This is a genomic window from Mucilaginibacter lappiensis, from assembly GCF_050433765.1.
Classification (GTDB): Bacteria; Bacteroidota; Bacteroidia; order Sphingobacteriales; family Sphingobacteriaceae; genus Mucilaginibacter; species Mucilaginibacter lappiensis_A.
Window position 1 is genome coordinate 696,177 of the sequence record NZ_JBNPWP010000003.1, and the last position, 23,465, is coordinate 719,641.

Annotated in this window: 20 protein-coding genes; 7 read left to right on the top strand and 13 right to left on the bottom strand. The window is 42.9% G+C overall.

Features of this window, described 5'->3' with window-relative positions; translation table 11 throughout:
• Window positions 1-66: 66 nt before the first annotated feature.
• On the bottom strand, window positions 67-912 hold the full coding sequence (locus tag M2273_RS12885) for an AraC family transcriptional regulator (protein ID WP_429397377.1): 846 nt from the start codon (window positions 910-912) through the stop codon (window positions 67-69).
• 155 nt (window positions 913-1,067) lie between these two features.
• Between M2273_RS12885 and M2273_RS12890 the strand changes: the two genes are divergently transcribed.
• The 3 genes from M2273_RS12890 to M2273_RS12900 are packed head-to-tail and all read left to right on the top strand — an operon-like array spanning window position 1,068 to window position 3,941.
• Window positions 1,068-1,898 (top strand): phytanoyl-CoA dioxygenase family protein, encoded by an 831-nt coding sequence (locus M2273_RS12890; protein ID WP_429397379.1) that lies wholly within the window; start codon window positions 1,068-1,070, stop codon window positions 1,896-1,898.
• A gap of 10 nt (window positions 1,899-1,908) precedes the next feature.
• Window positions 1,909-3,018, top strand: coding sequence for a Gfo/Idh/MocA family protein (locus M2273_RS12895; RefSeq protein ID WP_429397381.1), 1,110 nt, complete (start codon window positions 1,909-1,911; stop codon window positions 3,016-3,018).
• Between the two features lie 17 nt (window positions 3,019-3,035).
• Window positions 3,036-3,941: a sugar phosphate isomerase/epimerase family protein gene (locus M2273_RS12900; protein ID WP_429397383.1), complete on the top strand. Its 906-nt coding sequence runs from the start codon at window positions 3,036-3,038 to the stop codon at window positions 3,939-3,941.
• A 136-nt stretch (window positions 3,942-4,077) separates the two neighbouring features.
• Here the strand turns inward: M2273_RS12900 and M2273_RS12905 are convergent, their stop codons facing one another.
• Window positions 4,078-4,890, bottom strand: a complete 813-nt coding sequence (locus tag M2273_RS12905; RefSeq protein WP_429397385.1) for a 3-keto-disaccharide hydrolase — start codon at window positions 4,888-4,890, stop codon at window positions 4,078-4,080.
• Window positions 4,891-5,201: 311 nt separating this feature from the next.
• Between M2273_RS12905 and katG the strand changes: the two genes are divergently transcribed.
• Together katG and M2273_RS12915 are read left to right on the top strand one after the other, a co-directional pair.
• Window positions 5,202-7,469, top strand: a complete 2,268-nt coding sequence (katG, locus tag M2273_RS12910; RefSeq protein ID WP_429397387.1) for a catalase/peroxidase HPI — start codon at window positions 5,202-5,204, stop codon at window positions 7,467-7,469.
• Window positions 7,470-7,801: 332 nt separating this feature from the next.
• On the top strand, window positions 7,802-8,275 hold the full coding sequence (locus M2273_RS12915; protein ID WP_429397389.1) for a hypothetical protein: 474 nt from the start codon (window positions 7,802-7,804) through the stop codon (window positions 8,273-8,275).
• A 101-nt stretch (window positions 8,276-8,376) separates the two neighbouring features.
• On the opposite strand, the gene M2273_RS12920 is transcribed toward M2273_RS12915, so the two are convergent.
• Window positions 8,377-9,564 (bottom strand): PepSY-associated TM helix domain-containing protein, encoded by a 1,188-nt coding sequence (locus M2273_RS12920; protein WP_429397391.1) that lies wholly within the window; start codon window positions 9,562-9,564, stop codon window positions 8,377-8,379.
• 2 nt (window positions 9,565-9,566) lie between these two features.
• Window positions 9,567-11,969: a TonB-dependent receptor gene (locus M2273_RS12925; protein WP_429397393.1), complete on the bottom strand. Its 2,403-nt coding sequence runs from the start codon at window positions 11,967-11,969 to the stop codon at window positions 9,567-9,569.
• A 184-nt stretch (window positions 11,970-12,153) separates the two neighbouring features.
• On the opposite strand from M2273_RS12925, the gene M2273_RS12930 reads away from it, so the two are divergent.
• Window positions 12,154-12,393: a 4a-hydroxytetrahydrobiopterin dehydratase gene (locus M2273_RS12930; protein ID WP_429397395.1), complete on the top strand. Its 240-nt coding sequence runs from the start codon at window positions 12,154-12,156 to the stop codon at window positions 12,391-12,393.
• Between the two features lie 53 nt (window positions 12,394-12,446).
• Here the strand turns inward: M2273_RS12930 and M2273_RS12935 are convergent, their stop codons facing one another.
• The 8 genes from M2273_RS12935 to M2273_RS12970 all read right to left on the bottom strand — a co-directional run bounded on the left by M2273_RS12935 (window position 12,447) and on the right by M2273_RS12970 (window position 21,019).
• Window positions 12,447-13,229 (bottom strand): hypothetical protein, encoded by a 783-nt coding sequence (locus tag M2273_RS12935; RefSeq protein WP_429397397.1) that lies wholly within the window; start codon window positions 13,227-13,229, stop codon window positions 12,447-12,449.
• Window positions 13,226-14,803 (bottom strand): hypothetical protein, encoded by a 1,578-nt coding sequence (locus M2273_RS12940; protein ID WP_429397398.1) that lies wholly within the window; start codon window positions 14,801-14,803, stop codon window positions 13,226-13,228. The genes M2273_RS12935 and M2273_RS12940 overlap by 4 nt, the downstream gene beginning before the upstream one ends.
• Window positions 14,804-14,948: 145 nt before the next feature.
• Window positions 14,949-15,734 (bottom strand): alpha/beta fold hydrolase, encoded by a 786-nt coding sequence (locus tag M2273_RS12945; RefSeq protein WP_429397400.1) that lies wholly within the window; start codon window positions 15,732-15,734, stop codon window positions 14,949-14,951.
• A 76-nt stretch (window positions 15,735-15,810) separates the two neighbouring features.
• The gene (locus M2273_RS12950) at window positions 15,811-16,461 is read right to left on the bottom strand and encodes a FadR/GntR family transcriptional regulator (RefSeq protein WP_429397402.1); all 651 of its coding nucleotides are present in this window, start codon (window positions 16,459-16,461) and stop codon (window positions 15,811-15,813) included.
• 306 nt (window positions 16,462-16,767) lie between these two features.
• Window positions 16,768-17,178, bottom strand: coding sequence for a response regulator (locus tag M2273_RS12955; RefSeq protein ID WP_429397404.1), 411 nt, complete (start codon window positions 17,176-17,178; stop codon window positions 16,768-16,770).
• A gap of 746 nt (window positions 17,179-17,924) precedes the next feature.
• Window positions 17,925-19,670 (bottom strand): hybrid sensor histidine kinase/response regulator, encoded by a 1,746-nt coding sequence (locus M2273_RS12960; protein ID WP_429397406.1) that lies wholly within the window; start codon window positions 19,668-19,670, stop codon window positions 17,925-17,927.
• Window positions 19,671-19,772: 102 nt separating this feature from the next.
• On the bottom strand, window positions 19,773-20,549 hold the full coding sequence (epsC, locus tag M2273_RS12965; protein ID WP_429397408.1) for a serine O-acetyltransferase EpsC: 777 nt from the start codon (window positions 20,547-20,549) through the stop codon (window positions 19,773-19,775).
• Window positions 20,550-20,698: 149 nt separating this feature from the next.
• The gene (locus M2273_RS12970; protein ID WP_429397410.1) at window positions 20,699-21,019 is read right to left on the bottom strand and encodes a hypothetical protein; all 321 of its coding nucleotides are present in this window, start codon (window positions 21,017-21,019) and stop codon (window positions 20,699-20,701) included.
• A gap of 363 nt (window positions 21,020-21,382) precedes the next feature.
• Here M2273_RS12970 and M2273_RS12975 point away from each other — a divergent pair, with 363 nt between their 5' ends.
• The gene (locus tag M2273_RS12975; protein ID WP_429397412.1) at window positions 21,383-22,063 is read left to right on the top strand and encodes an acyltransferase; all 681 of its coding nucleotides are present in this window, start codon (window positions 21,383-21,385) and stop codon (window positions 22,061-22,063) included.
• 40 nt (window positions 22,064-22,103) lie between these two features.
• Here the strand turns inward: M2273_RS12975 and M2273_RS12980 are convergent, their stop codons facing one another.
• Complete coding sequence (locus M2273_RS12980) at window positions 22,104-23,465, bottom strand: oligosaccharide flippase family protein (protein WP_429397414.1); 1,362 nt, start codon at window positions 23,463-23,465, stop codon at window positions 22,104-22,106.

A 23,465-nucleotide genomic window follows, 5' to 3' on the forward strand; every position in this document is an offset into this window, starting at 1 on the left:
GAAGTTAATAAATGTTAACGGTGGATTCTTAAACACGTTAAAAGAACGATATGAAGGCAATAAGCTTTAAAACTTGTTATGCTTTTTAAACTGGTTTGGGGTAAGCTTAATGATTTTTTTAAACTGTTCGGTAAAATGAGTTAAATTATTAAAACCGCTTTGGTAACAAACTGTGCTTATACTTGCATCTCCCTCCATTAAGTATTTACACGCGTTGCCAATACGTATCTCGTTAACAAAATGCGAGAAAGTCTTTTTAGTCCGGTTTTTAAAATATCTGGAGAACCCCGAGTAGCTCATGTTCGCTATTTTAGCTACATCTTCTATCTGAATGTTGTTGGTAAAGTTGGTCATTACATAATCAAAAACTTTATCCAGTCTATCGTTGTCCTTTCCGTTTTGGCCACTTACGTCTGGGTTCGATAACAATTCATATTCGGTAGAGTCAGCTAAAGAGGAGAGCAGTTGTAAAAGAGCAATTAACCTTTCCATCCCTCTTTGCCTTAATATCCCATGCATTTGCAAGCTTATGTTATCCCGTGTGCTGCCTTTAATATGCAGGCCCATTTTTGATTTTTCGAAAAGCAGCTTTATTTTTTGCATTTCAGGTATCGTCCTAAACTCGTTCCCTAAAAATTCTTCTTTAAAATGAATTACCAGCGATCCTCCATCGGCAGCACTGCTTTCTTTTCGGAACAAGTGGGGCAAATTCGGCCCTAAAAAAGTTAGGCTGCCTTCTTCGTAATCTGAAACATGGTTGCCTACAAAACGCTTTCCATTCCCTTTAATGATAAGTACCAGCTCATATTCCGAATGATAATGCCAGGGCGTTTCAAAATAAGGCGTAACAAACTTATCTGCAAGAAAAGATGATTGCTCTGATAAGGGCAGTTTTTGAATATGAGGACGCATATAATAGCTGTTTAATAATTGGTAGTATAAATATATATACCAAATTTTAATTACAAGTAATTAAACAGGTTGAAAAAGTTTATTTTTTTGAACAGATACTTGTTGTATTATGGAATTATTAAATGAAAATTTGATTAACCAAATTATAAATCATTATGTCTTACCAAAGTTTAAAAGCCTCACAAAAGGCTCAATACGATAATGACGGGTATTTAATTATTCCAAATTTTCTTACCCAGCCAGAAGTTGATTTGCTATATAACCTTGCCACCAATGATGATATTTTGCGCAGCAATGCTTTTGATCTAAACGATCAGGCGGGCAAGCGTACCAAACTTACTTTATGGTTCACACCCGGCGATGATACTTTTAGCCTGTTAACACGCAGCGAAAGAATGGTACGATCAGTTCAATCTTTACTGGGCGATGGGGAGGTTTGCCATTTTCATTCCAAACTAATGCAAAAAGAGCCTAAGGTAGGCGGAGCATGGGAGTGGCATCAGGATTATGGCTATTGGTACAAAAACGGATTTTTATATCCCGATGCTTTGATAAGTGTGATGCTGGCGCTTACAGAAGCCACTAAAGAGAACGGTTGTTTGCAGGTGCTTAAAGGATCGCACAAAATGGGGCGGTTTGAACATTTGTTTGCCGGCGAGCAGCAAGGAGCAGATATGCCTTTTGTAGAAGAAGCTTTGAAAATTTGCGAAAAAATATACGTAGAATTAAACGCAGGTGATGTGTTATTTTTCCATCCCAATTTATTGCACATGTCTGAAGCTAACTTATCAGATAAACCACGATGGTCATTAATATCAGCTTATAACTTAAGTTATAATAAACCATTCCGCGAAAAAAATACCTCATGCATTACGCCTGTAAACATGGTGGCCGATAATGCGATAATGGAATCTGCCCCAACGGGATTGTCCGCCCAGTCAGATTTTTTGAATAAAGAAAACGAAATAACGCTAAAAGTAAAATAGATAACCAGCTATGAATACAGATATTAAGCTGGATTATTTACCAAGGCTTCCGGTTAATAAAGAATTAGGTATAGGGTGCATAGGTTCGGGCTTTATTATGGCCGATTGCCAGCTTGTTGCTTACAGGCAGGCTGGTTTTAATCCAGTAGCCATTGCATCCAGGAACCGGGCAAACAGCCAGACGGTGGCCGACAGGCACGTCATTAAAAAGGTATACGATACTTATGATGAACTACTGGGCGATACCGAAATTGCTGTAATTGATATTGCCGTACCGCCCGATGTACAGATAGAGGTGATACGTAAAGCAGTTAAGCAAAAGCATATTAAAGGTATACTGGCGCAAAAGCCATTAGGTGTTAATTTGCAGCAAGCTAAAGAGATCGTAAAAATGTGTGCCGATGCAGGCATAAAGCTTGGGGTTAACCAAAATATGCGTTACGATCAGTCAATACGGGCTTGTAAATCGCTATTAGATCAGGGGTTGTTAGGGACACCGGTATTTGCGTCAATTGATATGCGCGCTATTCCTCATTATATGGATTGGCAAAAGGCATTGGGTTGGGCTACACTGCGTACCATGAGCATTCATCATTTAGATGCTTTCCGGTTTCTGTTTGGCGATCCCGAACGTGTGTTTGCCAGTGTGAGCGTGGATCCGCGTTGTGCGAAAAGTTTTAACCATGAAGATGGTATCGCTTTATATATTATGGAGTATGCAAATGGTTTCAGGGCATCCTCATGGGATGATATTTGGACCGGTCCGGGCAGGGAAGGTGCGGCAAACGATACCTATATAAACTGGCGGGTTGAAGGAACCGACGGCCTGGCTAAAGGCACTATCGGGTGGCCGTCCTATCCTGAACGTACGCCAAGTACTTTAGATTATAGTATCATTGGTAACCAGGGGCAGTGGATAAAGCCCCGGTGGGATGAAGTGTGGTTTCCCGATGCATTCGCGGGGCCTATGGCGCAGTTGCTTTGCGCTATTGAAGAAGATAAAGAGCCGGAAATAGGTGGAAAAGATAACCTTAAAACCATGGCATTGGTTGATGCCTGTTATCTTTCTTACAAAGAACATAGAGCAGTAGCCATAGAAGAAATATTATCAGCAAGCTAACCTTAAATCAATAAACAATGATACAAGTTGGAATATTTACGGGCTATTTTCCGTACGGATTAGAAGAAACAGCCCGGAAAATTAGGGAACTCGGGTTCAATACAGTTCAGTTAGATGTATCTTTTAAGGACATGGATCTTTCCATCGATCAGATTACATCAGATAAATGCAAAAAAATACGTGATACGTTCAGGAATTACAATTTACCTGTTTCCTGTATTTCGGGTTATACCAACCTGGTACACCCTGACCCCGCGAAGCGGAAAAAGAACCTGGACTACTTGAAACAAATTATACGTTTTGCAAATGAACTGGGTTCGCCATATGTTATCAGCGAATCAGGAACATTCGACCCGGATAGCGATTGGGTACATCATCCAAAAAATAAAACGGAGGCAGGATACCAGGAGTGCCGTAAAGTGATCCAGGAATTAGTTGATTATGCGAGAGAGCATGGTGTAACCTTCCTGGTAGAAACGTATGTAAATAATGTAATTGGCTCAATTGAAGAAACATTGCGCTTGTTTGCTGATATAAACGACTCCCATTTGGGCTTATTAATGGATCCTACAAATTACTTTGAAGAGCATAATATTGACCAAATGGATGAAACACTTAACCAGATTTTCAATGCCTTGTCTGATAGAATAAAAATATCACACGCTAAAGATGTAAAACGTGCTGCTGCAGCGCATGGGGTGCAAATGGCGGATATTGATGCCAGCGAGGCGCATGCATTGAGGGGGGTAGGGGCAATTGATCTTCCGGCACCGGGCCTCGGTTCATTAAATTACGATTTGTATTTAAAACGCTTAAGCCGCAATTATCCCAATATTCCGATTATAATTGAGCATTTAGAAGAAAGTGACGTTCCGCGTGCAAAACAGTTTTTAGATGGAAAATTGCTTGCAAATGGTTGCTAAGCCTTTGACAGGAACACTTGATTAATAAGTAAACCGCCAGCGGGTAATAATCAAAAGCGATCTTGCCATTGGCAAGATCGCTTTTTGTTAACCAGAGCGAGCACCGCGAGAGGAGGCTCAACGTTTTGCTTAATTTTTAACGATCTGAATTTGGCAGCTGTTTAATCTCTATATTCCTGAAATCCACAGGCTGCCCCTCACTTTGTAAGGCGATAAAGCCGCTGCTTAATAATTTCCCGTCCTGTTTATATTTAGGATCGTAGCCATGTGCTACGCCGCCACCAATGGTAGGCCTGGAATATTGCAGCACGGTATCGCCGTTGATGATATGTGTAATTAATTTGTTGCCTTGAACTATTAGTTCTCCCTTTACCCACTGCTCGCCGTCATAGGTTTTTGAAGTAGAATTGATACAATGGTCAGGCGAAACCTTTCCTTTATAAACAACATCGGTACCTGGTGAGCACATATTTCCCGTTGGTCTTGATTTCCCATCACTAAGACCGCCTAATAACTGCATTTCTATCGATATTGGCCAATCCTGATCCTTTAGCATTGTCCTGGGGTCCTGCGAATGAAACATGACCCCGCTGTTAAGGAGGGTGTAGTCCGGCGCGCCTTTTTGTTGTTTACCCACAAAGCGATACTCAAACCGTAGGTGATAGTAAGAAAACGGCGTTTTGTAATACAGGTGGCCAAACTGATCGTTGAACTCGCCGTACTGATCATATCTGATTTTGACTATGCCATCTTCTACCCGAAACGTATTCCCATAGTTTTCACCAACCAGGTGGTGATTGATCTTGACAAACCAATTGTTAATATCAGTTCCATTAAATAGCTTCTTCCAGCCTTTGTCGGTATTGCCGGTGTCCGCCAGCTTTTTTGCTCCGGTACAGCTAAGCATGAGGAAGCAGGAAAACATAAAAAAATAGTGTGTTTTTTTCATAGTCGATTATGTGTGGTGTTCTTTTTTTACTGCCTGGTTTCATTGAATTAGAATGTGCATTAAAGATAGTCCATGAGATTGAAAAATTTGCATTGATCAACTATTCAATGAGACACTACCGATTATTTTAATTATTATACAAGGTTTTATTAGGGAAAACAGCCCTGACAGAAAATATGGATGAAACTTAATAAATTTTAACTATTGGATATAGATTTAATTGATTGTGATTGTTTCTCCCAATGTCATAATTTTATATCACTGTACAACCGATAGGTGCAAGTACGTGTTCAATATATAAACTTATAAATATGGAAAACGAATCAAATGACATCAGTAAATGCCCTTTTCACAACGGCAGCATGAAGCACAATGTTGGCGGTGGCGGCACCCGGAACCACGATTGGTGGCCCACCCAGTTAAAGCTGAATATCCTGCGACAGCACGCCTCTTTATCAAGCCCGATGGGTGAAGATTTTAATTATGCCGAAGCTTTTAAAAGCCTCGACCTTGCAGCAGTGAAAAAAGACCTTCATGCACTCATGACCGACTCACAGGACTGGTGGCCGGCAGACTTTGGTCACTATGGCGGTTTATTCATCCGTATGGCATGGCACAGTGCCGGAACCTATCGTGTGGGCGACGGACGCGGAGGCGCCGGCGCAGGGCTACAACGTTTTGCACCACTTAACAGCTGGCCCGATAACGTAAGCCTCGATAAAGCCCGCAGGCTGCTGTGGCCCATTAAACAAAAATATGGCCGTAAAATTTCATGGGCCGATCTGATGATCCTTACCGGTAACGTAGCACTGGAATCAATGGGTTTTAAAACCTTTGGCTTTGCCGGTGGACGTGAAGATGTATGGGAAGCGGATGAATCCGTGTATTGGGGCGCTGAAACCACCTGGTTGGGTGGAGATCTGCGTTATGCACATGGTTCACATGGTGTGGTAGAGGGGCATGGCGTAACGGTATCAGACGATGATGCCGACGGTGACATTCACTCCCGCAACCTGGAAAAACCGCTTGCCGCTGTACAAATGGGGTTGATCTATGTGAATCCCGAAGGCCCTGACGGTAACCCTGATCCTGTTGCTGCCGCCAAAGACATCCGCGATACATTTGGCCGGATGGCCATGAACGATGAGGAAACGGTTGCATTAATTGCCGGTGGGCATAGCTTTGGCAAAACCCATGGCGCTGCGCCTACTGATCATGTTGGCAAAGAGCCAGAAGCTGCCGGCATCCACATGCAGGGCTTCGGCTGGAGCAACAGCTATGGTTCTGGCAAAGGTGCCGACACGATTACCAGTGGACTGGAAGTAACATGGACCAAAACACCAACCCAGTGGAGCAATAATTTTTTTGAAAACCTGTTTGGCTTTGAATGGCAACTGTCTAAAAGTCCGGCCGGCGCACACCAATGGGTAGCTAAAGATGCAGAAGCTATTATTCCTGATGCGTATGACACCTCAAAAAAGCATCGGCCGGCCATGCTTACTACCGACCTTGCTTTAAGGGTTGATCCGGCTTACGAAAAAATATCAAGGCGCTTTTTGGAAAACCCGGATGAGTTTGCAGATGCTTTTGCCCGTGCATGGTTCAAATTAACGCACCGCGATATGGGCCCCCGTGAACGTTACCTGGGCCCTGAGGTACCACAGGAAGAATTGCTATGGCAGGATCCCATCCCTGCAGTTGACTATGTACTGATAGCTGAAAGTGATATTGTAGCCTTGAAAGCAAAAGTATTGGAATCAGGGTTAAGCGTATCTGAGCTGGTTTCCACCGCATGGGCTTCAGCTTCTACTTTCCGCGGTTCTGATAAGCGCGGTGGTGCCAATGGCGCACGTATCCGCCTTGCTCCACAAAAATACTGGCATGTGAACAATCCTGGGCAATTACAAAACGCATTAAACATATTGGAGGGCATTCAAAAAGAATTTAATGCGGCGCAAACCGGGAGTAAAAAAGTTTCGCTGGCAGATCTGATCGTACTGGCCGGTTGCGCCGCGGTTGAAAAAGCGGCTAAAGATGCAGGACATGCCGTCACGGTTCCTTTTACACCTGGCCGTATGGATGCCTCGCAGGAACAAACCGATGTGGAATCATTCGGCTATCTGGAACCCATTGCTGACGGTTTCCGTAATTATCGCAGATCAAAAATCTCTGTATCAACCGAAGAGTTGCTGATAGATAAAGCACAATTGCTCACACTTACAGCGCCTGAGTTAACTGTATTGTTAGGTGGTATGCGTGTATTGAATACCAATTTTGATGGTTCCAAACATGGTGTTTTCACTTCACGTCCGGGAGTGCTCACCAACGATTTCTTTATAAACCTGCTCGATATGGGTATTGCATGGAAAGCAGTATCCGACGATAAGGAACTTTATGAAGGCAGCGACCGCGCCACCGGTGAAGTAAAATGGACAGGCACCCGTGCAGATCTGGTGTTGGGCTCCAACGCAGAACTGAGGGCTGTTGCCGAAGTATATGGAAGCGCCGATACTCAGGACAAGTTTGTAAAGGATTTTATAAAGGCCTGGAATAAAGTGATGAATCTGGATAGGTTTTAACTTAGCTTGGTTGTAAATCCTGAATCACCTTCGGCTTTTCATTTGATTCACTAATGAACCAGATGGATGAACAAAGGTTATGTGATATTCTAAAAAAGGCACCGTGAAGCGGTGCCTTTTTTAATTGATTTACATTGAGATGCCATTCTTTAAAGCGCTTAATACAGTTATCTGGGAAGCCTTGGAAACCACTAATCGGTAGTTAATCAAAGGGCGTAACTATAGCAGAAAATTACCGTTTGAAGCAATAGAATGTCATAGGCTTATGCCGTTGCCAGACAGGCATATAAGTGAGGGGGAAATAATGGCAAATTATTGCGAAATTTACGGCAATGACGGAATTGAATGAATACGAGTGCGAAATGCTGGATGCGATGCTGGAAGCCTTCGGTATCCCGGACAGTTTGACACGGCTGCAATTACTCGAGCTTTTTGACAAGGATGAAGCTACTGCTTTTGCCATGGTGCAAATATTACTCTGGGAGGGTCTGGTGGCTGAGTCGGGCAAGCATGGCGATTACGAATTGCCGGAGAAGCTTGTACTTAAGCCTAAGGGCGAGAAATTCCTCAATGGAGGTGGCTTTAGCCAACGTTACCGGTTGGAACAGCAAAAACCAGTGGAGGTTGGTGGCACGCTGGTCAAATTGCAGCAGCAAAATATGCGGTTGCAAAGTGAAAAGCTGGCTAATCAAGCTGAAATCTCCCGTCTTGAAAAACAAATCAAGGGTTACAGCATCCGTCAATACCTTTGGTGGACATTGATCGCCTTCGCTTTGATCCTTGGTTACTGGCTGGGGCATAAGTAAAAATGATCAACTCAGAAACGATTCCGGCTAAAGCTTGATGCTATAAATGCATGTTCCGTTGCTAAAAAGGAAAATTTGACCTTTATAGCAATCAGAGGCTATCACAAATTCCTAAGCACTTTTATTGATACAGCAGGAACGTTTGACCTCTTTTTACTTTTTAGGCCCCCTCTGTTATACCAGATGAAAAAACCGGTGACGGGCATAGCAGCACAGATGAGCGAAACAAATAAAGCGAGCAGTTTGGTCGGGATGCCGGCAAAAGCGCCGGTATGCAGATCATAGTTCAAACTTCTGAATTTCTCACCTCCCTTAACATCCTGATCTCCATACTTCATCAGCAATTTGCCATTGTTACGGTCAAAATAATACCATTGGAATAGGTGGGTCCGGTTTTTGGCCAGGCGTACCTGAACATCCAGCGGGTCAGTATTCTTTTCCCTGAAGCGGATCGAAAATACATCAGCTTGAGGATGGATGTGCAAAAGGAGGGCAATCGCGCTGTCGGCTGTCTCTGGGTTGTAGGTTTTATTCGGTGTCGATAAAGGTATGGCCCGTTTCTCAGATGCCTTTCCTCCATTAGCTATGTATTGAACAGATTGGTCAGCCCAGTCGAAAGCGAAGACAAGGCCGGTAATACAGATAAGTAAGGCTGGTATAAGAATATAAAAGCCCGCTATGTTATGTAAGTCATAATTCAGCCGTTTTCCGCTAACACCGCGCTTTAATATCAGTCCTCTTTTGAGAGCTTTTGCCTTCCATTTCCTGGGGAACCAGAGAATAAGACCGCTCAGCAGCAATACAAAGAAGCATAGCGCAGAAATTCCCGTCACCATTCCGCCTACCGTGTCACCCAGCAGCAGGTTCCGATGCAGGCTCAGCACCAGCTGGAAGAACTCGTTACGGGTATCTTCCACGTACACCACTTTTCCATTGTAGGGATCTACATACACCCTGTAATAATATTTGTTAAAGTTCCAGTAGCCGATGCCCTTTTTGTCTGTTAACGACGCCCTGAATATCCAGGTGCGTCCTTTAGCCGGATAGATCTCACAACGCGAGATCTTAACTTTTGGCCCAAGGGCCTTCTGCGCCTGATTCCGCAGCACACTGAAATTCTTGAATTGACGATTGGCACCTGGTTCTACATATAACCGATCGTGATAAAAGAGTTCCTTCAATTCATCCGAGAAAACATTGATACAACCGGTCAGGCTGACGATCAAAACGACCAGGCCTGTGATCAGGCCCAGCCATTTATGCACCCAGAAAAATACTCTCCTCGCCATGGTTAAAAATTGTAGGAAACGTTCAGGCTCATGGTAGTACCGTTGCCACGCACATATTCGGCATCAATAGCACGGTACTGGCTCACAACCGGATAGTACGAATTATTCAGCAGGTTCTCCACACCAAGACCAGCAGACCACTTGCTATTAAATCGGTAACCTGCAGACAGGTTGAAAAGACTCACCGGTTTCACTGGTCCCTCACTGTTGGCGTACAAACCGGTTGAGCGAACATCAAAACGGTCACGGCTTCCGGTGTAAACCCAGAACAGCTTCATATCCAGCGAGCTCAAAGGACGGTAGCCCAGGTAAGCGGTTGCTTTGGGGGGCGCAATGCGCAGACCGTTCATATACACTTTTGTGCCGTTTGCCTGTTCGGCTTTGCCTTCCACAAAGGAGTAACTTCCACCCAGTGTCCACTGGCGGCTGAAATAAATATCGGCAGCGATCTCGTAGCCATGGATCCTTTCCGGCTCCCGCTGAGGTACCAGGAAACCGCCTACATCAACCAGATTGGCGCCCAGTTTGGAAGTACTGATATAATAAGAAGCAGTCAAATTTACAATACCGAGCCTGCTGCTGAAGCCGGCTTCATAGTTATTAGTGATGATTGGGTCGGTTGCAATGCTCTCCAGTGTTCCACTCGTTGCACTTCGCAGAATACGCCCTAATTCATTAATGGCAAATCCCTGTGAAAAACTTACAAATGGGTTGAAAATTTCATACTTGTTATAGCGTAAACCGGCGTTAAAGGTGGTGGCATTGTAAGGTATCTTGCCGCCTGTTACCGCAATACTACCCTCGCCGTTCGGTCCTTTGGCAATGGTATTAAAATCGTTTACTTTAACCCTGGCATTTTCATAGCGGATACCCGCCTTTAAAACGAAATTGGTCATCAGGTCAAGCTTCATTTGTGCGTACGGCGCAAGATTGAGCATATTCATGTTCGGAATATATACCCTGCCATCTGTTAAAATCTGATTTGTCCGGTCATTCAGCAGGTCGAGGCCATAGGTCAGTTCTCCGTCGCCAAAACCACCCATCTTCCAGGGCGTGTTCAGCGTGAGGCGAAGACCTTTTTTGAAGGACTGGATCTTCGTTTGGCCAGGGCCATACCAGGCTGTTCCCTGCTCTACATACCGGTTCATGGAGATAAAGCCATTGTAATAGGCTGAAACATCCAGGGAACTGGACAAAGGGAGGGCGTTGTTGTGATAGGAAACCAGGGCGTTGTGGTTATAAGGCGTGCCTGCAGCTTCTCCCGGATCATTACCTTTTTGACCAATGGAAGGCGTTACCCCATATTTACCGATTACATTAATATAATCGGTGTTCTGCACGCTTCTGAACAAGTTATACGACGCAACGATCTCGCTATGTTCATTTGGCTTATAGGCCAGTTTTACAAAGGCATTGTAAAGCGAATTCTCTCCAAGTCCGTCAGCCTGGGCATTCACGTTTCCTTTGGCGTCTTTTAGTACCCCGGTATAGTTATAAGTACCGTTAACCACATAGGAAAACTTGTTCACCGTTCCGGAAAAGCTTTGTGAAAACCGGTACCCTGCAGTATTTGAAGGATGAACCAGGTTACCATTGATCCCAACGCTGGTTGTGCCGCTGAACGTTTTATCCGCAGCAGGCTTTTTAGTAATAAAGTTGATGATACCACCTGCAGACCCGTTGCCGTAAATGGAAGTTGCTCCCTTAATGACCTCAACCCGTTCAATGACAGCAGGATCAAGTGTACGGATGTCGCGGCTTCCATTCATGAGTGGCGTAGACTGGGGAATGCCATCAATTAATACCAATACCTGGCGACCGCGCAACGTCTGGCCTGCGTTGGTTGCCTTATTATTGGAGGTCCCCAGTCCCGGAATGGTGTTTCCAAGGATGGCGGCAATCGAAGGATTGACGTTCAGTTGTTCTTTGATAGCGCGCGCGTTCAGGATAGTGACCGAAGAAGGAACATCTTTCAGGCTTTCCGGTTTTCTTCCGGCCGTAATAACGACTTCCGAAAGCGCATTTCCTGCCTGGAGCGCAAAAGAAACTTCAATGGTACTGTCGGCAATAAGCGCCAATTCTTTTACCGCGGTCTGGTAACCAACCAGGCTGACACTGACACGATGGGTGCCGGCAGACAGACCTTTGATCAAAAACTTGCCCTGCTCGTCCGTAGGAGTGCTTTTGCTGCCGCTTACCGTAACGGTGGCATATTTCAGCGGTTGGCCTTCTGTATCATTTACAGTACCTGTTAACGATGCCTTCGAATTATTTCCGTTTTGCCCGAAAGAAACAGTAGGGGCCAGGATGCTAATTGTAATAAATAAGATAAATACCAGCGAGATTTTTAGTGAATTACAGGAAGAGCAGACATCAAAACTGGTTTTTATGGAGGAATCGTGCATAAATTAAAGAATGTGATAGTTAATTTTGCGGCAAATGTAGCTTTATTTAGACTTATTACAAATAATAAACAAAGATAGTATGCTCGTAAGATGGGGGAACTATCATTAAAACCATTAGTTGCATAAGGATTACGCTGCCTGAAACATGTTGCCCTATACTTGGTTATTCTATAAAAGAGATGTTATGAAAGGCTGGCAGGAAATTGATAATAAATTGCATAAAGTGTTTAAGTTTAAGGACTTCTCTGAAGCCTTTTCCTTTATGACCAGGGTTGCTTTGTTGGCAGAATCCAATCAGCACCATCCAACATGGAAAAACGAATGGAATAAAGTTGAAATTTGGCTGTCGACCCATGACCAGGGCGATATTGTTACCGATAAGGATAGGTCCCTGGCTGAGGCAATTGACAATTTGTTGCTTTGATATTTTTTTTAACGGAGAAGATAGGATCTTTTAGTACTTGTAACCAGCTTTTATCAATGCGAACGCCCGTTTATTGCTGCGTTTGCAGCTGTTAGTACTGCTTGCAACTTGGCCAGCTTTTCCGGTGCGGTATTTAAACTGGCTTGGGCGTTATTTAGCTCTTGTGCGATCATCGCGTATGATTTTTCCATTTGCACCTGATTGGCATCCGCGTTGGTGTAAGCCTGATCAAGCGATGAGGAAAGGGCAGGGGCGCTTTTATACAGCTCTTTGGCCCGGTGGTATCCGAGCGCCAGGGTGGCTTCGGTTTCGATATTGGAAGCTTCGGCCGTAAAAGTTGATCTTAGTGCTACCAGTGTTAATGTAACCGCATTATCAGCATCTGTGTAAGCCGTATGGGTCATATTTATCAAATCGTCTGAGATTAATGGGTTTAATGCCTTTTTTTTCGTAATATCCCTGGAAAGCATGTCAATTACTTCTACCGTATAGATCAGTTTGTCTATCAGTATTTTCATGTCGGCTGAGAGCGTTTTAGTCTTGTCGTCTGCCAGTACGATCTCCTTGAATGCGGTTTCTGAGCTGTTTTGCAGGTCGAGGGCGCTTTGTGTTAACTGGTCTGCCAGTGTTTTATGGTTGTAAGCTTGTGCTTTGTTATTTTCGGCGACTGTTAATTGTGCCTGGTAGCCATCCGCTTTTTCGGTGAGCGAATTGACGATGGTCTGGAATTGTTCCACTTCATATTGGGCATCGATGATCTGGGCAGACAGGTCATCCAGCCAGGCCTGCTCTTGCAATGTGATTGGTGCCGGGTTTAATTGTGGTTGAATTTTCATAGCGCGTTGTAATAAAAAGCTACTTTTTTGTCCATGGCTGAAAGGGCGTTGGTAAATTTTAAGGGCTTATCTACTTCGCCTGAAGAAAAGGTAAGTATAAGCGGGAGGTATTTCTTTCCCGGCACCAGTGGGTTGCCGAAATGATCAGTGGTCGTTGGACCTATGTAGACTTCATACTGATTCCCGTTTTGTGCATTTTGGGCTATCGAATAATTACCTCTTGAAACCTGTTCCGCAATGATCACATTAAAAAATATAGCCGGGACCCCTGCGGGTAAAAACATACAGCGATATTCCGGGTTACAGGCGGTGTTTTCCTCCATCGTAAATTCCAGTTTCTGCACGTTATCGCCGGGTAAGGTACTTTCATTGGTCAGGGGTTTAACGGTGATCGTACTGCTGTTAACCGCTTTCAATTTTATCGTCAGCGTGAACGGTTCGCATGGCGCGGACAGGAAATTATCAAAACTGCCACGTTCTTTTTTATAGGTATCCGTCAAAACGGCCAGTACGAAGATAACATAGCGCTGGCCCCACACCAGCTCATCGCCGTCTGCGTCCTGCAGTATTTTGTCTGGGCCGGGCATATCCAAAAAATTGACCTGTTTGCTGAGATAAGTTGGATAAGCGGCAGGGGAAAGATGTGGTAAGGGAACGCTGATGATGATTTGCGTATTCCCTTGCTGTAATAAATTTTCGGCCTCAGTTAATGAAAAGCTTAATTTTTTGCTGTCCTTGACCATAACGATATAATAACCGCTGGCCGGGTAATTGGGTTTGGTAAACTCCACGACGAAACTGCTGTCTGTGATGTGCGCATCGGGCACCATCAAATTCAGGTTGAATGTTTTATTGCCGAAACCGCAGGCTGCGCGGGCAGCCTGGTAATCTGCGTTCAGCGTTGCAAAGATGCCTTCGGCAAGTTTTTCGGCGGTGCCGGCCTGCGAAAGGACGGCCTTAGCTGCCACTGCAGTTTGAATGGCCGTATCCAGGTTCGTTGAGCTGATCTGCAAGAGATTATTTACCAGAGTATTAGTGCTTTTGGCTTTATCCAGAACGGTTGATGAGGACACTTCAGCAGCCAGCATCGAAGCTTCCATGGCCAGTTGGGATGTGTTTTCGGCTGCATAAGCAGTATCATTGATCAAATCGACCGTTTTTTTTGCCTGCGTATACAGCTCACTCCCATAATCAGCGGCATTTATCAGGCTCCATATGTTACCGATATCGCTTGCGAGCCTGATGATCGCTGTAGCCGCGATCTGTACGTTAGCGGCGTAAACTGCGGTATTGGAAACTGATTGTTTTACATACTGATCGCCCTGGGTTGCTGAAGCCAGCAGGTTGTTGGCGATATGACTGTTGGTGAGGGTTTGTTTATTTACGGTTTCTTTAAAGGTAGCGTCTGCTTTAGCTTCGTCCAGTTTTTCTTCCGCGGTGATTGTAGCGCCCTGCGCATAGTATAGGCTAAACATGGCCGCGTTCACCTGGGATCTTAAATTCGTTTGAGCCAGATACTGGCTTTGCAGTGAATCGAGCACGGTGGTTTGTAGGATTTCGCTGTAGGTATTCATGATCATGATTAGGTTTTGTGAATTTAAAAAAACTAATCCGGATCTGATCACAGTTGTTATTGCTTTTATTTTGTTATGCCCGGTCCGGAAAATAAATATAATCCCGCGCTTAGGCAAGCGGGGATTGTATTTGCGATGCCGCTATTTATTTAACCGGGCTATGTGTTGCTGCATCGATGATCAACCTGGCCACCTCTTTCGGATGCGATTGATAAACAGAATGACTTGCCCCGTCAATCTCTACTACGGTACTTTTGGCGCGTTTGGCGTACATGCGTTCCAGGTCGGGGTTGATGATGCGGTCAGCCTTAGCGACCATATACCAACTGGGCTTTACTCTCCAGGCCGGGTTCTGAATGATTGCATGAAATACGGCGTCGGCTGTAGGCATTTGCGCGTTGGCGGTAAATTCAGCCACCGCTTTGGGCAGGTCCGCGGCAAAATCGGCATAAAAACTTTCCGGTGCGATATAGTCAAATCCGTCAGCTGGTTTCTGCAAGGATTTATAGGCCGAAGGGTATAGTTTACCGTTACCTCCTTCGCTCTCGCCATTGTCAGGCGCATGGGCAGCAATGTACACAAGGCCGGCTACATGATCATCATTTCCGGCAACGGTAATAATAGCGCCGCCATAGCTGTGTCCAACCAGGATACACGGGCCATCCTGCATACTGAGCACACGTTTTACTGCTGCTACATCGCCATCGAAGGAGGTTAATGGCTGTTGGGTCACGCTAACGTGATAACCTTTTTTGACCAGGATATCGTACACCGGTTTCCAGCCGGAGCCGTCTACGAAAGCGCCGTGTACCAGGACGATGTTTCTTATTCCTGCCGGTTGCTGAGCAACCGCTTTAGTGGAATTGTAAATTAAGCAAAAGAGCAAGGCGTAAAACAGGCAAATGCTGTTTTTGAAGATTGAATTTTTCATGATAACAAATCTTAATTAAAGAATAACGTTTGAACCGGTTATTAAGGTGAATGTGAGAATAGTTATGTTGTTAGAATTAATAATTATGATCCAGGATGTTCCGGATGAGTTCCTGGGCCTGTTTTTTTCTTTTTGTTTTGATAGCCTGGAAAAGGTCTGCGTGCAGGTAATGACTTATAGCAAAATGCCCGATGCCCCGCGTCTCGCGTTCGGAAAAAAAAGTCCGGATAGTATGTGTGAAATTTTGATAAAGGGAAGCCAGTACCTTATTTTGGGACGCATTAGCTATAGCCATGTGGAAAGCGATATCTGCATTGGTACAGGCTGGCCTGTCCTCTTCGGTAATAGCCTGTTTCCGGAGTTTAAGCTGTTTTTCTATTTCTTCCAGCTGCGCCTGTGTATGGTTTTCTACCGCCAGCCTTACAATCTCCTGCTCCAGTAGTTTCCTGACTGCATTGATCTCGTCGAAATCAGCCACGTGCAACCGGCCGGTCATATTCTCCTCCGGCAAAACCTCGTTAACAAAAGTGCCTGAACCTTGCTGAACTTTCAGCATACCGGACATGGCCAGGCTTTTGATCGCCTCACGTATGCTTGACCGGCCTACTTCATAAACTTTCATCAACTCAGGCTCAGCTGGTATTTTTTCTCCGGCCTTGTATTTTCCGTCAAGAATATCCTGTCTGATTTTTGCAGAAACCTGATCTGATAATTTTTGATTTTCCATTGTTGTTAATTATGATACAAACATACGATGTTTTTATTAAACATCAGATGTTTTAAAAATATTTTTATAATTTCACAGTCATATTTAACCTTATTGCTGTAGTTGCCGATATGCCCGGCTGGAAAAGATACATCGATGGGCACCTAATGTCCCGAAAGCGGTAGAAAAGCCACGATCCAGAATCTTCGGGTAAACGGTACTTTGCCTTATAATAAATAGGCGGCATTTATTATTACAAATAGGGAAATGCTGAGGCAAGAACTGAGATGAAATAATCTGTCTCTGGTGAGGAAGCCGTTGCCGGTATTAGCAGGAATCTGATTGCGGTAGGTGCCCGATATATATAGACGTTAAAACGTTTTTACTGGCCGGCTTGCTGATGAATGACCGGACGAAGGGATATTCGCTCACCCGCAGCTGATCCTGACGATCAATAGACGCGGACGCAATGTAAATGCTGATAGCTTTTCGAAAAGAAGAATAAAGTTGATCAAACTGTTCCAGAAATTCCCATCCGCTGAAGTATGGCATATTCAGATCTAAGAAAATAACATCCGGTAACAACTCAGTTTTTGCCTGGTTTTCCTTCAAAAAGTCAATAATGATTTCCCCATCCAAGCTATAGGCTACATCTTTAAATAAATCATATTTTTCAAACATCCGCTGCATGATCACATGTGTTATCGGACTGTCGTCAATTATTATCAGTTTGCACATAGTTCACAGGTTAAGGTGGCGGGATATCAGCATACAATAACCATTCCGAGACGCTACCACTGCAAATAAATTATCGTCTCACCGAATGATAATTAGTAATAGCGACAATTGATTTAAGTTTGAATTAACCAATGCGCATTAACATTTCCTTTGTAAGCGGTTTTATGAGGTAATCCAATACAAAGGGGTATTGTCCGGATCTTCGTATATCACCTGGAAGAATTGAAGATGACACAATGTATACCCTTATAGGTTTAATTAGGCACGCATATAAATCTTTCAAGTCCTCCAGAAAATCCCATCCGCTGTAATTGCTCATATAAAGATCAATAAAGATCACATCGGGCAACATGCATTGATTCGTTTTGTTTTCCATGAGATCCCGGATAACATGAATGCCGTCCATCCGATGGGAGATAGTCTTAAATGTTTGATATTTATCCTGCATTATTTTTAAAATCGAGTGATCAATAAAATTGTCGTCGATATATAAAAGCCTTTTTTTTAACATTTTATGATTTGTATAGAAATATGGTAACGGTGAACATATATACTAAGTTGAACCATTTTTTGTTTTGCTTTTATTGCAATATTTTAAGATTTATACTAACAATTGATCTGATTAACGGAAATGCCCTTTAATTAAACCCTCATAAAATAATTTCTCAGTTCCTTGTCTTTCATTTGAGCGCATATCTTTTCCCTCGGGAGGTATACCTGCCAAATCTATTACAGTAGCAAGGCTTTTATATGTTCATTTGTTTAGGAATAGCAGTCTTTTTAATGGCAGAAAGTAGCTGCTGTGGCTTAAATGGTTTTAATAAACAATCAGAAAACCCACTTTCGAGCAGATCTGTAAGCATTTGCTGATCAACAAGTGAAGCGGTAAAAGCGATTACGGGAATATTGGGAAACATTTTTTTGATGTGCAAAATAGCTGTATAGCCACTCATGACCGGCATCTCCAAATCCATTAAAATGATATCATAGTTGGCATTGTTGATAAGGGCTTCAATGGCTTCTTTACCGTTAAAGCTGCAGGTAATGACCGCTTTCAAATTTGAAAGCGTTTTTTTTGCTACCATCATATTTATCTGATTGTCTTCAACCAGCAAGACATTTACACCAGAAAGGTCCTCTGGAACGTTAATTTCCATATCACTAAGCGTCGGAGAGGCAAGGTCTGCTTTATTAAATTTGATATCAAACAAGAATTTGCTGCCTTTGCCTTTTTCGCTAAGAAGCGTTATGTTACTGTTCATTAATTTTAATAAACGGACACAAATAGTCAGACCCAGACCAGTTCCAATATTTTTATCATGATCCCTATCATATACCTGTTCAAAACTTTCAAATACTTTGTGGTGGTCATTTTTAGCTATACCAATGCCCGTGTCTTCAACCATAAATCTGATTTCAACCGATGTAGGACTGATGTTCAAACAATGGGCCTCCACCTTAATGTACCCTTGCTGGGTGAACTTTAGAGCGTTAGACAACAAATTATTGAAAATTTGAATGAGCCTCAGGTCATCCACGTAAACCATACTATTGAGCTTTTGATCTATATCAATGATAAGGTCAAGGCCTTTTTCACGGATTGAAGTAGTGAAGGGCATACCAATGTTGGTTAATAATTGATAAAGATTCAGTTTTACAGGATGAATTTCGAGCTTATCTGCTTCAATTCTATTGAAATCCAGGATGTTGTTAACCTGTTGTAACATATGATCCGAACAATAGATCAATGTCTGAAAATATTCATCTTTATACAAGCCATGGTCTTGCCTTAGCAAATTTAAGGTACCAATAATGCCATTTAAAGGTGTCCTTAACTCGTGTCCCATTGTAGACAGGAACCTGGTCCTTGCATCAATTGCCAGTTTACTTTGGTTTAGTAATTCATGTATATATTTTTTTTCAAAAACAATATAAGAGGTAGCAAAAATTATCGTCATAATGATTGCAATAAATCTGTTTACAACGGAAAGTTTACTGGCCTGCTGTGCATTAAATGCTTCTAAAGGAGACAGATGGAGCCCCAAAAAAATGCAAATACTGAAAGAGGAAATTATCAGTAAAATATAAACTAATGGTTCCCATAATTTCGATTCCTTAAAATCAATGAGGATGGGCACTGTAACCATTAATGGAAAAAAGTACAGGTACTGTTCCGTTTGGATGCCCTCAAGGCAAACCAGCAGGATCAGCAATCCGCAGACAGTTGATATGATCGCGATTTTCAGATTTTTGATTGCCTGATGGTATTTTAACAGGAGAAACATCAGGACAGCGAAGCAAAAACAGGCCACCAGAAAAGCCGAAACTAATAAGCCAAGCCATAAGTCATATACGGAGAGGAGCATCCCCGCGGCCAGCGTTGCGATACCAAGCTGATATGTCCTTTTTGGCACATTTTTGATATCAAAAAGGGCGTGCAGATAGGATTTGCTGTTTTTTTGTGATGGAGCTATATTACCAAGGTTTTTCATATTGTTTTACCGGAAGAAATCCATTTATATTTATTACTGCTTGCAGGCCAAAACAGTTCTTCGGCCATTTTATAGTGCCCTGGTTGTTTTATCACCATTGAGTTACGGAGTAGACGTTTCTCTTTTATTTACTGTTTTATAATGGGGCGTATGATAAAGTACGGAATAAGGCGGAATGCTTGACGTTAACCAAACGTTGCCCCCGATCACGCTATGATGACCTATGATTGTATTTCCTCCCAATATGGTTGCCCCTGAATAAATGATCACATTGTCCTCCAGTGATGGATGGCGTTTGGTATGTGCCATACCTTTATCTACACTTAATGCCCCAAGCGTCACACCCTGGTATAGTTTAACATGCCTACCTATTGTACAGCTTTCACCAATCACAATGCCGGTGCCGTGATCTATATGAAAATACGGGCCAATCGTGGCGGCCGGATGGATATCAATGCCCGTTTTGGAATGCGCGTATTCGGTAATAATACGGGGCAACAGGCTGATATGGAGTTTGCTTAATGCGTGGGCTATACGATAAAGCGATATAGCGAGAAAACCTGGATAGGTTCTAATCACTTCAAATTCGCTGTGCGCTGCCGGGTCGCCTTCCAGAATAGCTTCCAGGTCACTTTTTATCAGGCTGTATAACGAAGGAACTGAGTCAAAGAATAATGAGGCCGGGCATGAACCGTCGTGCTGTTTTGAACCATTGACATCTGCAACCATACGATGCAATTTGTTTTTTAAGTCTGAAAATTCATTTTCGATCTGCTGTATGTGATTAAACGTTTTGTTTGCTTGTTCCGGAAACAGTAAAGCGATCAAACCGGTGGCCCAACCCGTTATTTCCTTATTATCTGGTACGATTTCGGCCAACTGATGTTTATTTAGAATGTATTGATAAAATGGTGGGGTCATATCAGATTTCTATGGTTACTTTAAACTGTCAATATGCGTTTTACTTGCCGTTGTTTTCTGTAGTGTGGCTTCTTTAATTTCGTTGTGAGGCCCGGTTCCATTATTTATCATGTTTTAGTATTTAACCAAAAAGACTTCAAAAACGGGTAGTGTTTAATCAGCGCCTGATGGTCAGGATTGACGGAGGACCATGGCCTGTCAATAGGAACGGGTTTCAAAGGTCTTTTTTTCTCTGGCTGAAAATATTTCGTGAAATCCGAGCCGTTTAACCCGGGTGCACGCAGATCGTGCAGTTTAATGTCGGGCAACTCTTCCCCCTTTTGTGGACTTTTCTCTACTGGCAGCATCTTGTTTGAATTTTCAAATATGCCATAATACTTGAAAAGCGTCTTGGCAATGGTATATTCCAGAGAATTGTCGTTGATCATCAGTAAATATTATCTGGTTATCTAACCCTGCTTGGTCAAATATGATGCCTTAGCTCTGCCGGGGATATTTCTGACTGGCAGTGTTTTAACCAGTAATTAAAGTGTTGGGGAAATTTATATATTAGCTAAATAAACTATACGGATACTGGGCGGAATTTTTTTTATTACCCAAACAGTAAATGTGCCCTCAGTGGTAATAAAGGGCTTTTTCGAACCGGTTGCGTTTTACTGCACAAGCTACAAAAGTATGGCTTACAAACCAGCAATGCCGAATGTAAACAATTGGTATCAGGTTTGAAGAGGCTGGCATAGTTTAACAACGGTTATTCTCATCTTTTTATTTAATTCTTTCCGGGTTTTAGCATGAAACAAAAAATCAAAAGTTTAATATCATTTTTTAACTATATCATGCTGTTATTGCATCTAAAGAAAAGCCAGATCAAAGGGAGCAGCTTCTTTAAGACAACCATCCGTTTTCAGCGTTCCACCAACATCGGGATTTTCTGTTCAAGAATAGAAAATACATCATTAACCGTCTCAGGAAGTGATAACAAGGTGGCTTTCCATAACGCTTATGTCGCTGGTTCGGTTATTAGTATTGAAGGAAGTCAAAATCAGGTTAACTTTGAAAAAGGCGTGATGTTCCGGGATTCCTCATTGATTATCCGCGGCGAAAATTGTGTGGTTAACATCGGAGCGAATACTACGTTCGGTGGCATCCGGATTGTTAACGCCGGCAAGAACAATAATATATCGATCGGTTCAAATTGTTTGTTTTCGGACTATATCGAATTATGGGCCAGTGATACGCACCCCATTTTTAATGAAAGCGGCCAAATCATTAACCAGGAAAAGCCAATTTTTATAGGTGACCATGTATGGGTTGGGAGTAAAGTAACCATACTTAAAGGAGTCACTATCCAAAGCGGAAGCATTATTGGAATGGGCTCCGTTGTTACCAAGGATGTGCCTTCAAATGTGATCAGCGCCGGCTATCCCAACAAGACTATAAAAGAAAATGTTTCCTGGAAACTTGAATATTAGCGTTTAATAAATCAGTCTGTTGGGCTTTCTTTTATTACCCTTATTTTGCCCAAACTCCGGTATCTTTCTCATTGGTGATGCGGTTTACCTGGTAGGTAAGAAAAACGTTAATGATCAGCACCAGAATGATGTTGGCTAAAACGGTGCCATACAGGCCAACCAGCTTGATTAAATAAATTGATAATGGAATGTTCAGGACTGCAGTGCTGATAACCAGGATCAGCTGTATTCTTAACTTTCCGATCCCATTAAGCGCACTGGAGTAAATTCCCTGCCAGTTGGTAGAAATGACATATACCGTCATGGCTAACGACAATTGGAACGGTACATGCACTGTGTCGCCTATCCAGAGATGGTAAAATAACTGTGAACCAACAAATAACAGTATGGCTAATCCGCTGATATAAAGCCACTGCTTCCTCATTTTCTGAATAGATTGTTTGATCCAACTCATATCCTTTTTGGCATAAGCGTCGGTAAAGGCACTCCAATAAGGGGTAAGTATGATGACAAAGATTACCTGTATTAAAGAAAAATATTTATAAGCCAGATTGAATACGGTAACATCCTGAGGGCCCAGGTTACGGGAGATAACAATGTTATCCGTTTGGAAGAGCACTATTGCGCCGATCTGGATGAAAAAAAACACCCCACCTGTATTCAGCAGGCTCTTGGCACTGGACAGATCTATAAAGCGGAATTTGGGCGCGTATGCTTTTAGTGACGTATTGAAAAAGTAAAAGTTTGCTATCAAAAAGACAATAACAGGGGATATACTGACTGCTACGACCAGCAAGAATAAATTGCCTTTTGTGAAAACGGTAAGCAGATAGATAGCCAATAATGTTAATGCCTGTCCGCAAAGAGCGATTAGTGATGCTTTAAAAGGTTGGTGAGATGCCGTTAAAACACTATTTACCGGTTGAAGAAAAAATTGAACGCAGAAGGCGCCAAGTGTAATGGTGATAATGGGCCAAATATCGTAGGTTACCGCGTTTTTTATATTCAGTAACGCGTTCCAGTCGAAAAGCGAACCGGTAACGTAGAATAAAAGAAAAGTAACGGCCGCTATCAAAAACAGGATGGCATATGTTGTGCTTATATACCGGGCAATATTTTCAGTTTCATTTAATGCCAGGGAGCGTGCCATCTTATTTCTTAATCCATTGCTTAGCCCGATATCAAAGGTATTGATCCAGCTTACCATTGAACTGATTGTAAGCCAAATACCATATTGCCCTGCATTAATGTAATGAATGGTTAACGGGATGAGTATAAAGCCCACAAGCACACTTGCTCCTTTGATTAAGAATGAATAAATAATATTCTTCTTTAACTTTAGCGTTCGTTCGTGACCAACGGTCCAAAAGGTTTGTGCTTTGCTTCTTAATGATGTTAACAT

Coding starts and splice junctions, on each gene's coding strand:
- M2273_RS12915 (WP_429397389.1), top strand. CDS start 7,802: ATGACGGAATTGAATGAATACGAGTGCGAAATGCTGGATGCGATGCTG.
- M2273_RS12895 (WP_429397381.1), top strand. CDS start 1,909: ATGAATACAGATATTAAGCTGGATTATTTACCAAGGCTTCCGGTTAAT.
- M2273_RS12960 (WP_429397406.1), bottom strand. CDS start 19,670: ATGAAAAACCTTGGTAATATAGCTCCATCACAAAAAAACAGCAAATCC.
- M2273_RS12900 (WP_429397383.1), top strand. CDS start 3,036: ATGATACAAGTTGGAATATTTACGGGCTATTTTCCGTACGGATTAGAA.
- M2273_RS12955 (WP_429397404.1), bottom strand. CDS start 17,178: ATGTGCAAACTGATAATAATTGACGACAGTCCGATAACACATGTGATC.
- M2273_RS12925 (WP_429397393.1), bottom strand. CDS start 11,969: ATGCACGATTCCTCCATAAAAACCAGTTTTGATGTCTGCTCTTCCTGT.
- M2273_RS12935 (WP_429397397.1), bottom strand. CDS start 13,229: ATGAAAATTCAACCACAATTAAACCCGGCACCAATCACATTGCAAGAG.
- M2273_RS12940 (WP_429397398.1), bottom strand. CDS start 14,803: ATGAATACCTACAGCGAAATCCTACAAACCACCGTGCTCGATTCACTG.
- M2273_RS12950 (WP_429397402.1), bottom strand. CDS start 16,461: ATGGAAAATCAAAAATTATCAGATCAGGTTTCTGCAAAAATCAGACAG.
- M2273_RS12930 (WP_429397395.1), top strand. CDS start 12,154: ATGAAAGGCTGGCAGGAAATTGATAATAAATTGCATAAAGTGTTTAAG.
- M2273_RS12905 (WP_429397385.1), bottom strand. CDS start 4,890: ATGAAAAAAACACACTATTTTTTTATGTTTTCCTGCTTCCTCATGCTT.
- M2273_RS12970 (WP_429397410.1), bottom strand. CDS start 21,019: ATGATCAACGACAATTCTCTGGAATATACCATTGCCAAGACGCTTTTC.
- M2273_RS12890 (WP_429397379.1), top strand. CDS start 1,068: ATGTCTTACCAAAGTTTAAAAGCCTCACAAAAGGCTCAATACGATAAT.
- M2273_RS12945 (WP_429397400.1), bottom strand. CDS start 15,734: ATGAAAAATTCAATCTTCAAAAACAGCATTTGCCTGTTTTACGCCTTG.
- M2273_RS12975 (WP_429397412.1), top strand. CDS start 21,383: ATGAAACAAAAAATCAAAAGTTTAATATCATTTTTTAACTATATCATG.
- M2273_RS12980 (WP_429397414.1), bottom strand. CDS start 23,465: ATGTTAACATCATTAAGAAGCAAAGCACAAACCTTTTGGACCGTTGGT.
- katG (WP_429397387.1), top strand. CDS start 5,202: ATGGAAAACGAATCAAATGACATCAGTAAATGCCCTTTTCACAACGGC.
- M2273_RS12920 (WP_429397391.1), bottom strand. CDS start 9,564: ATGGCGAGGAGAGTATTTTTCTGGGTGCATAAATGGCTGGGCCTGATC.
- M2273_RS12885 (WP_429397377.1), bottom strand. CDS start 912: ATGCGTCCTCATATTCAAAAACTGCCCTTATCAGAGCAATCATCTTTT.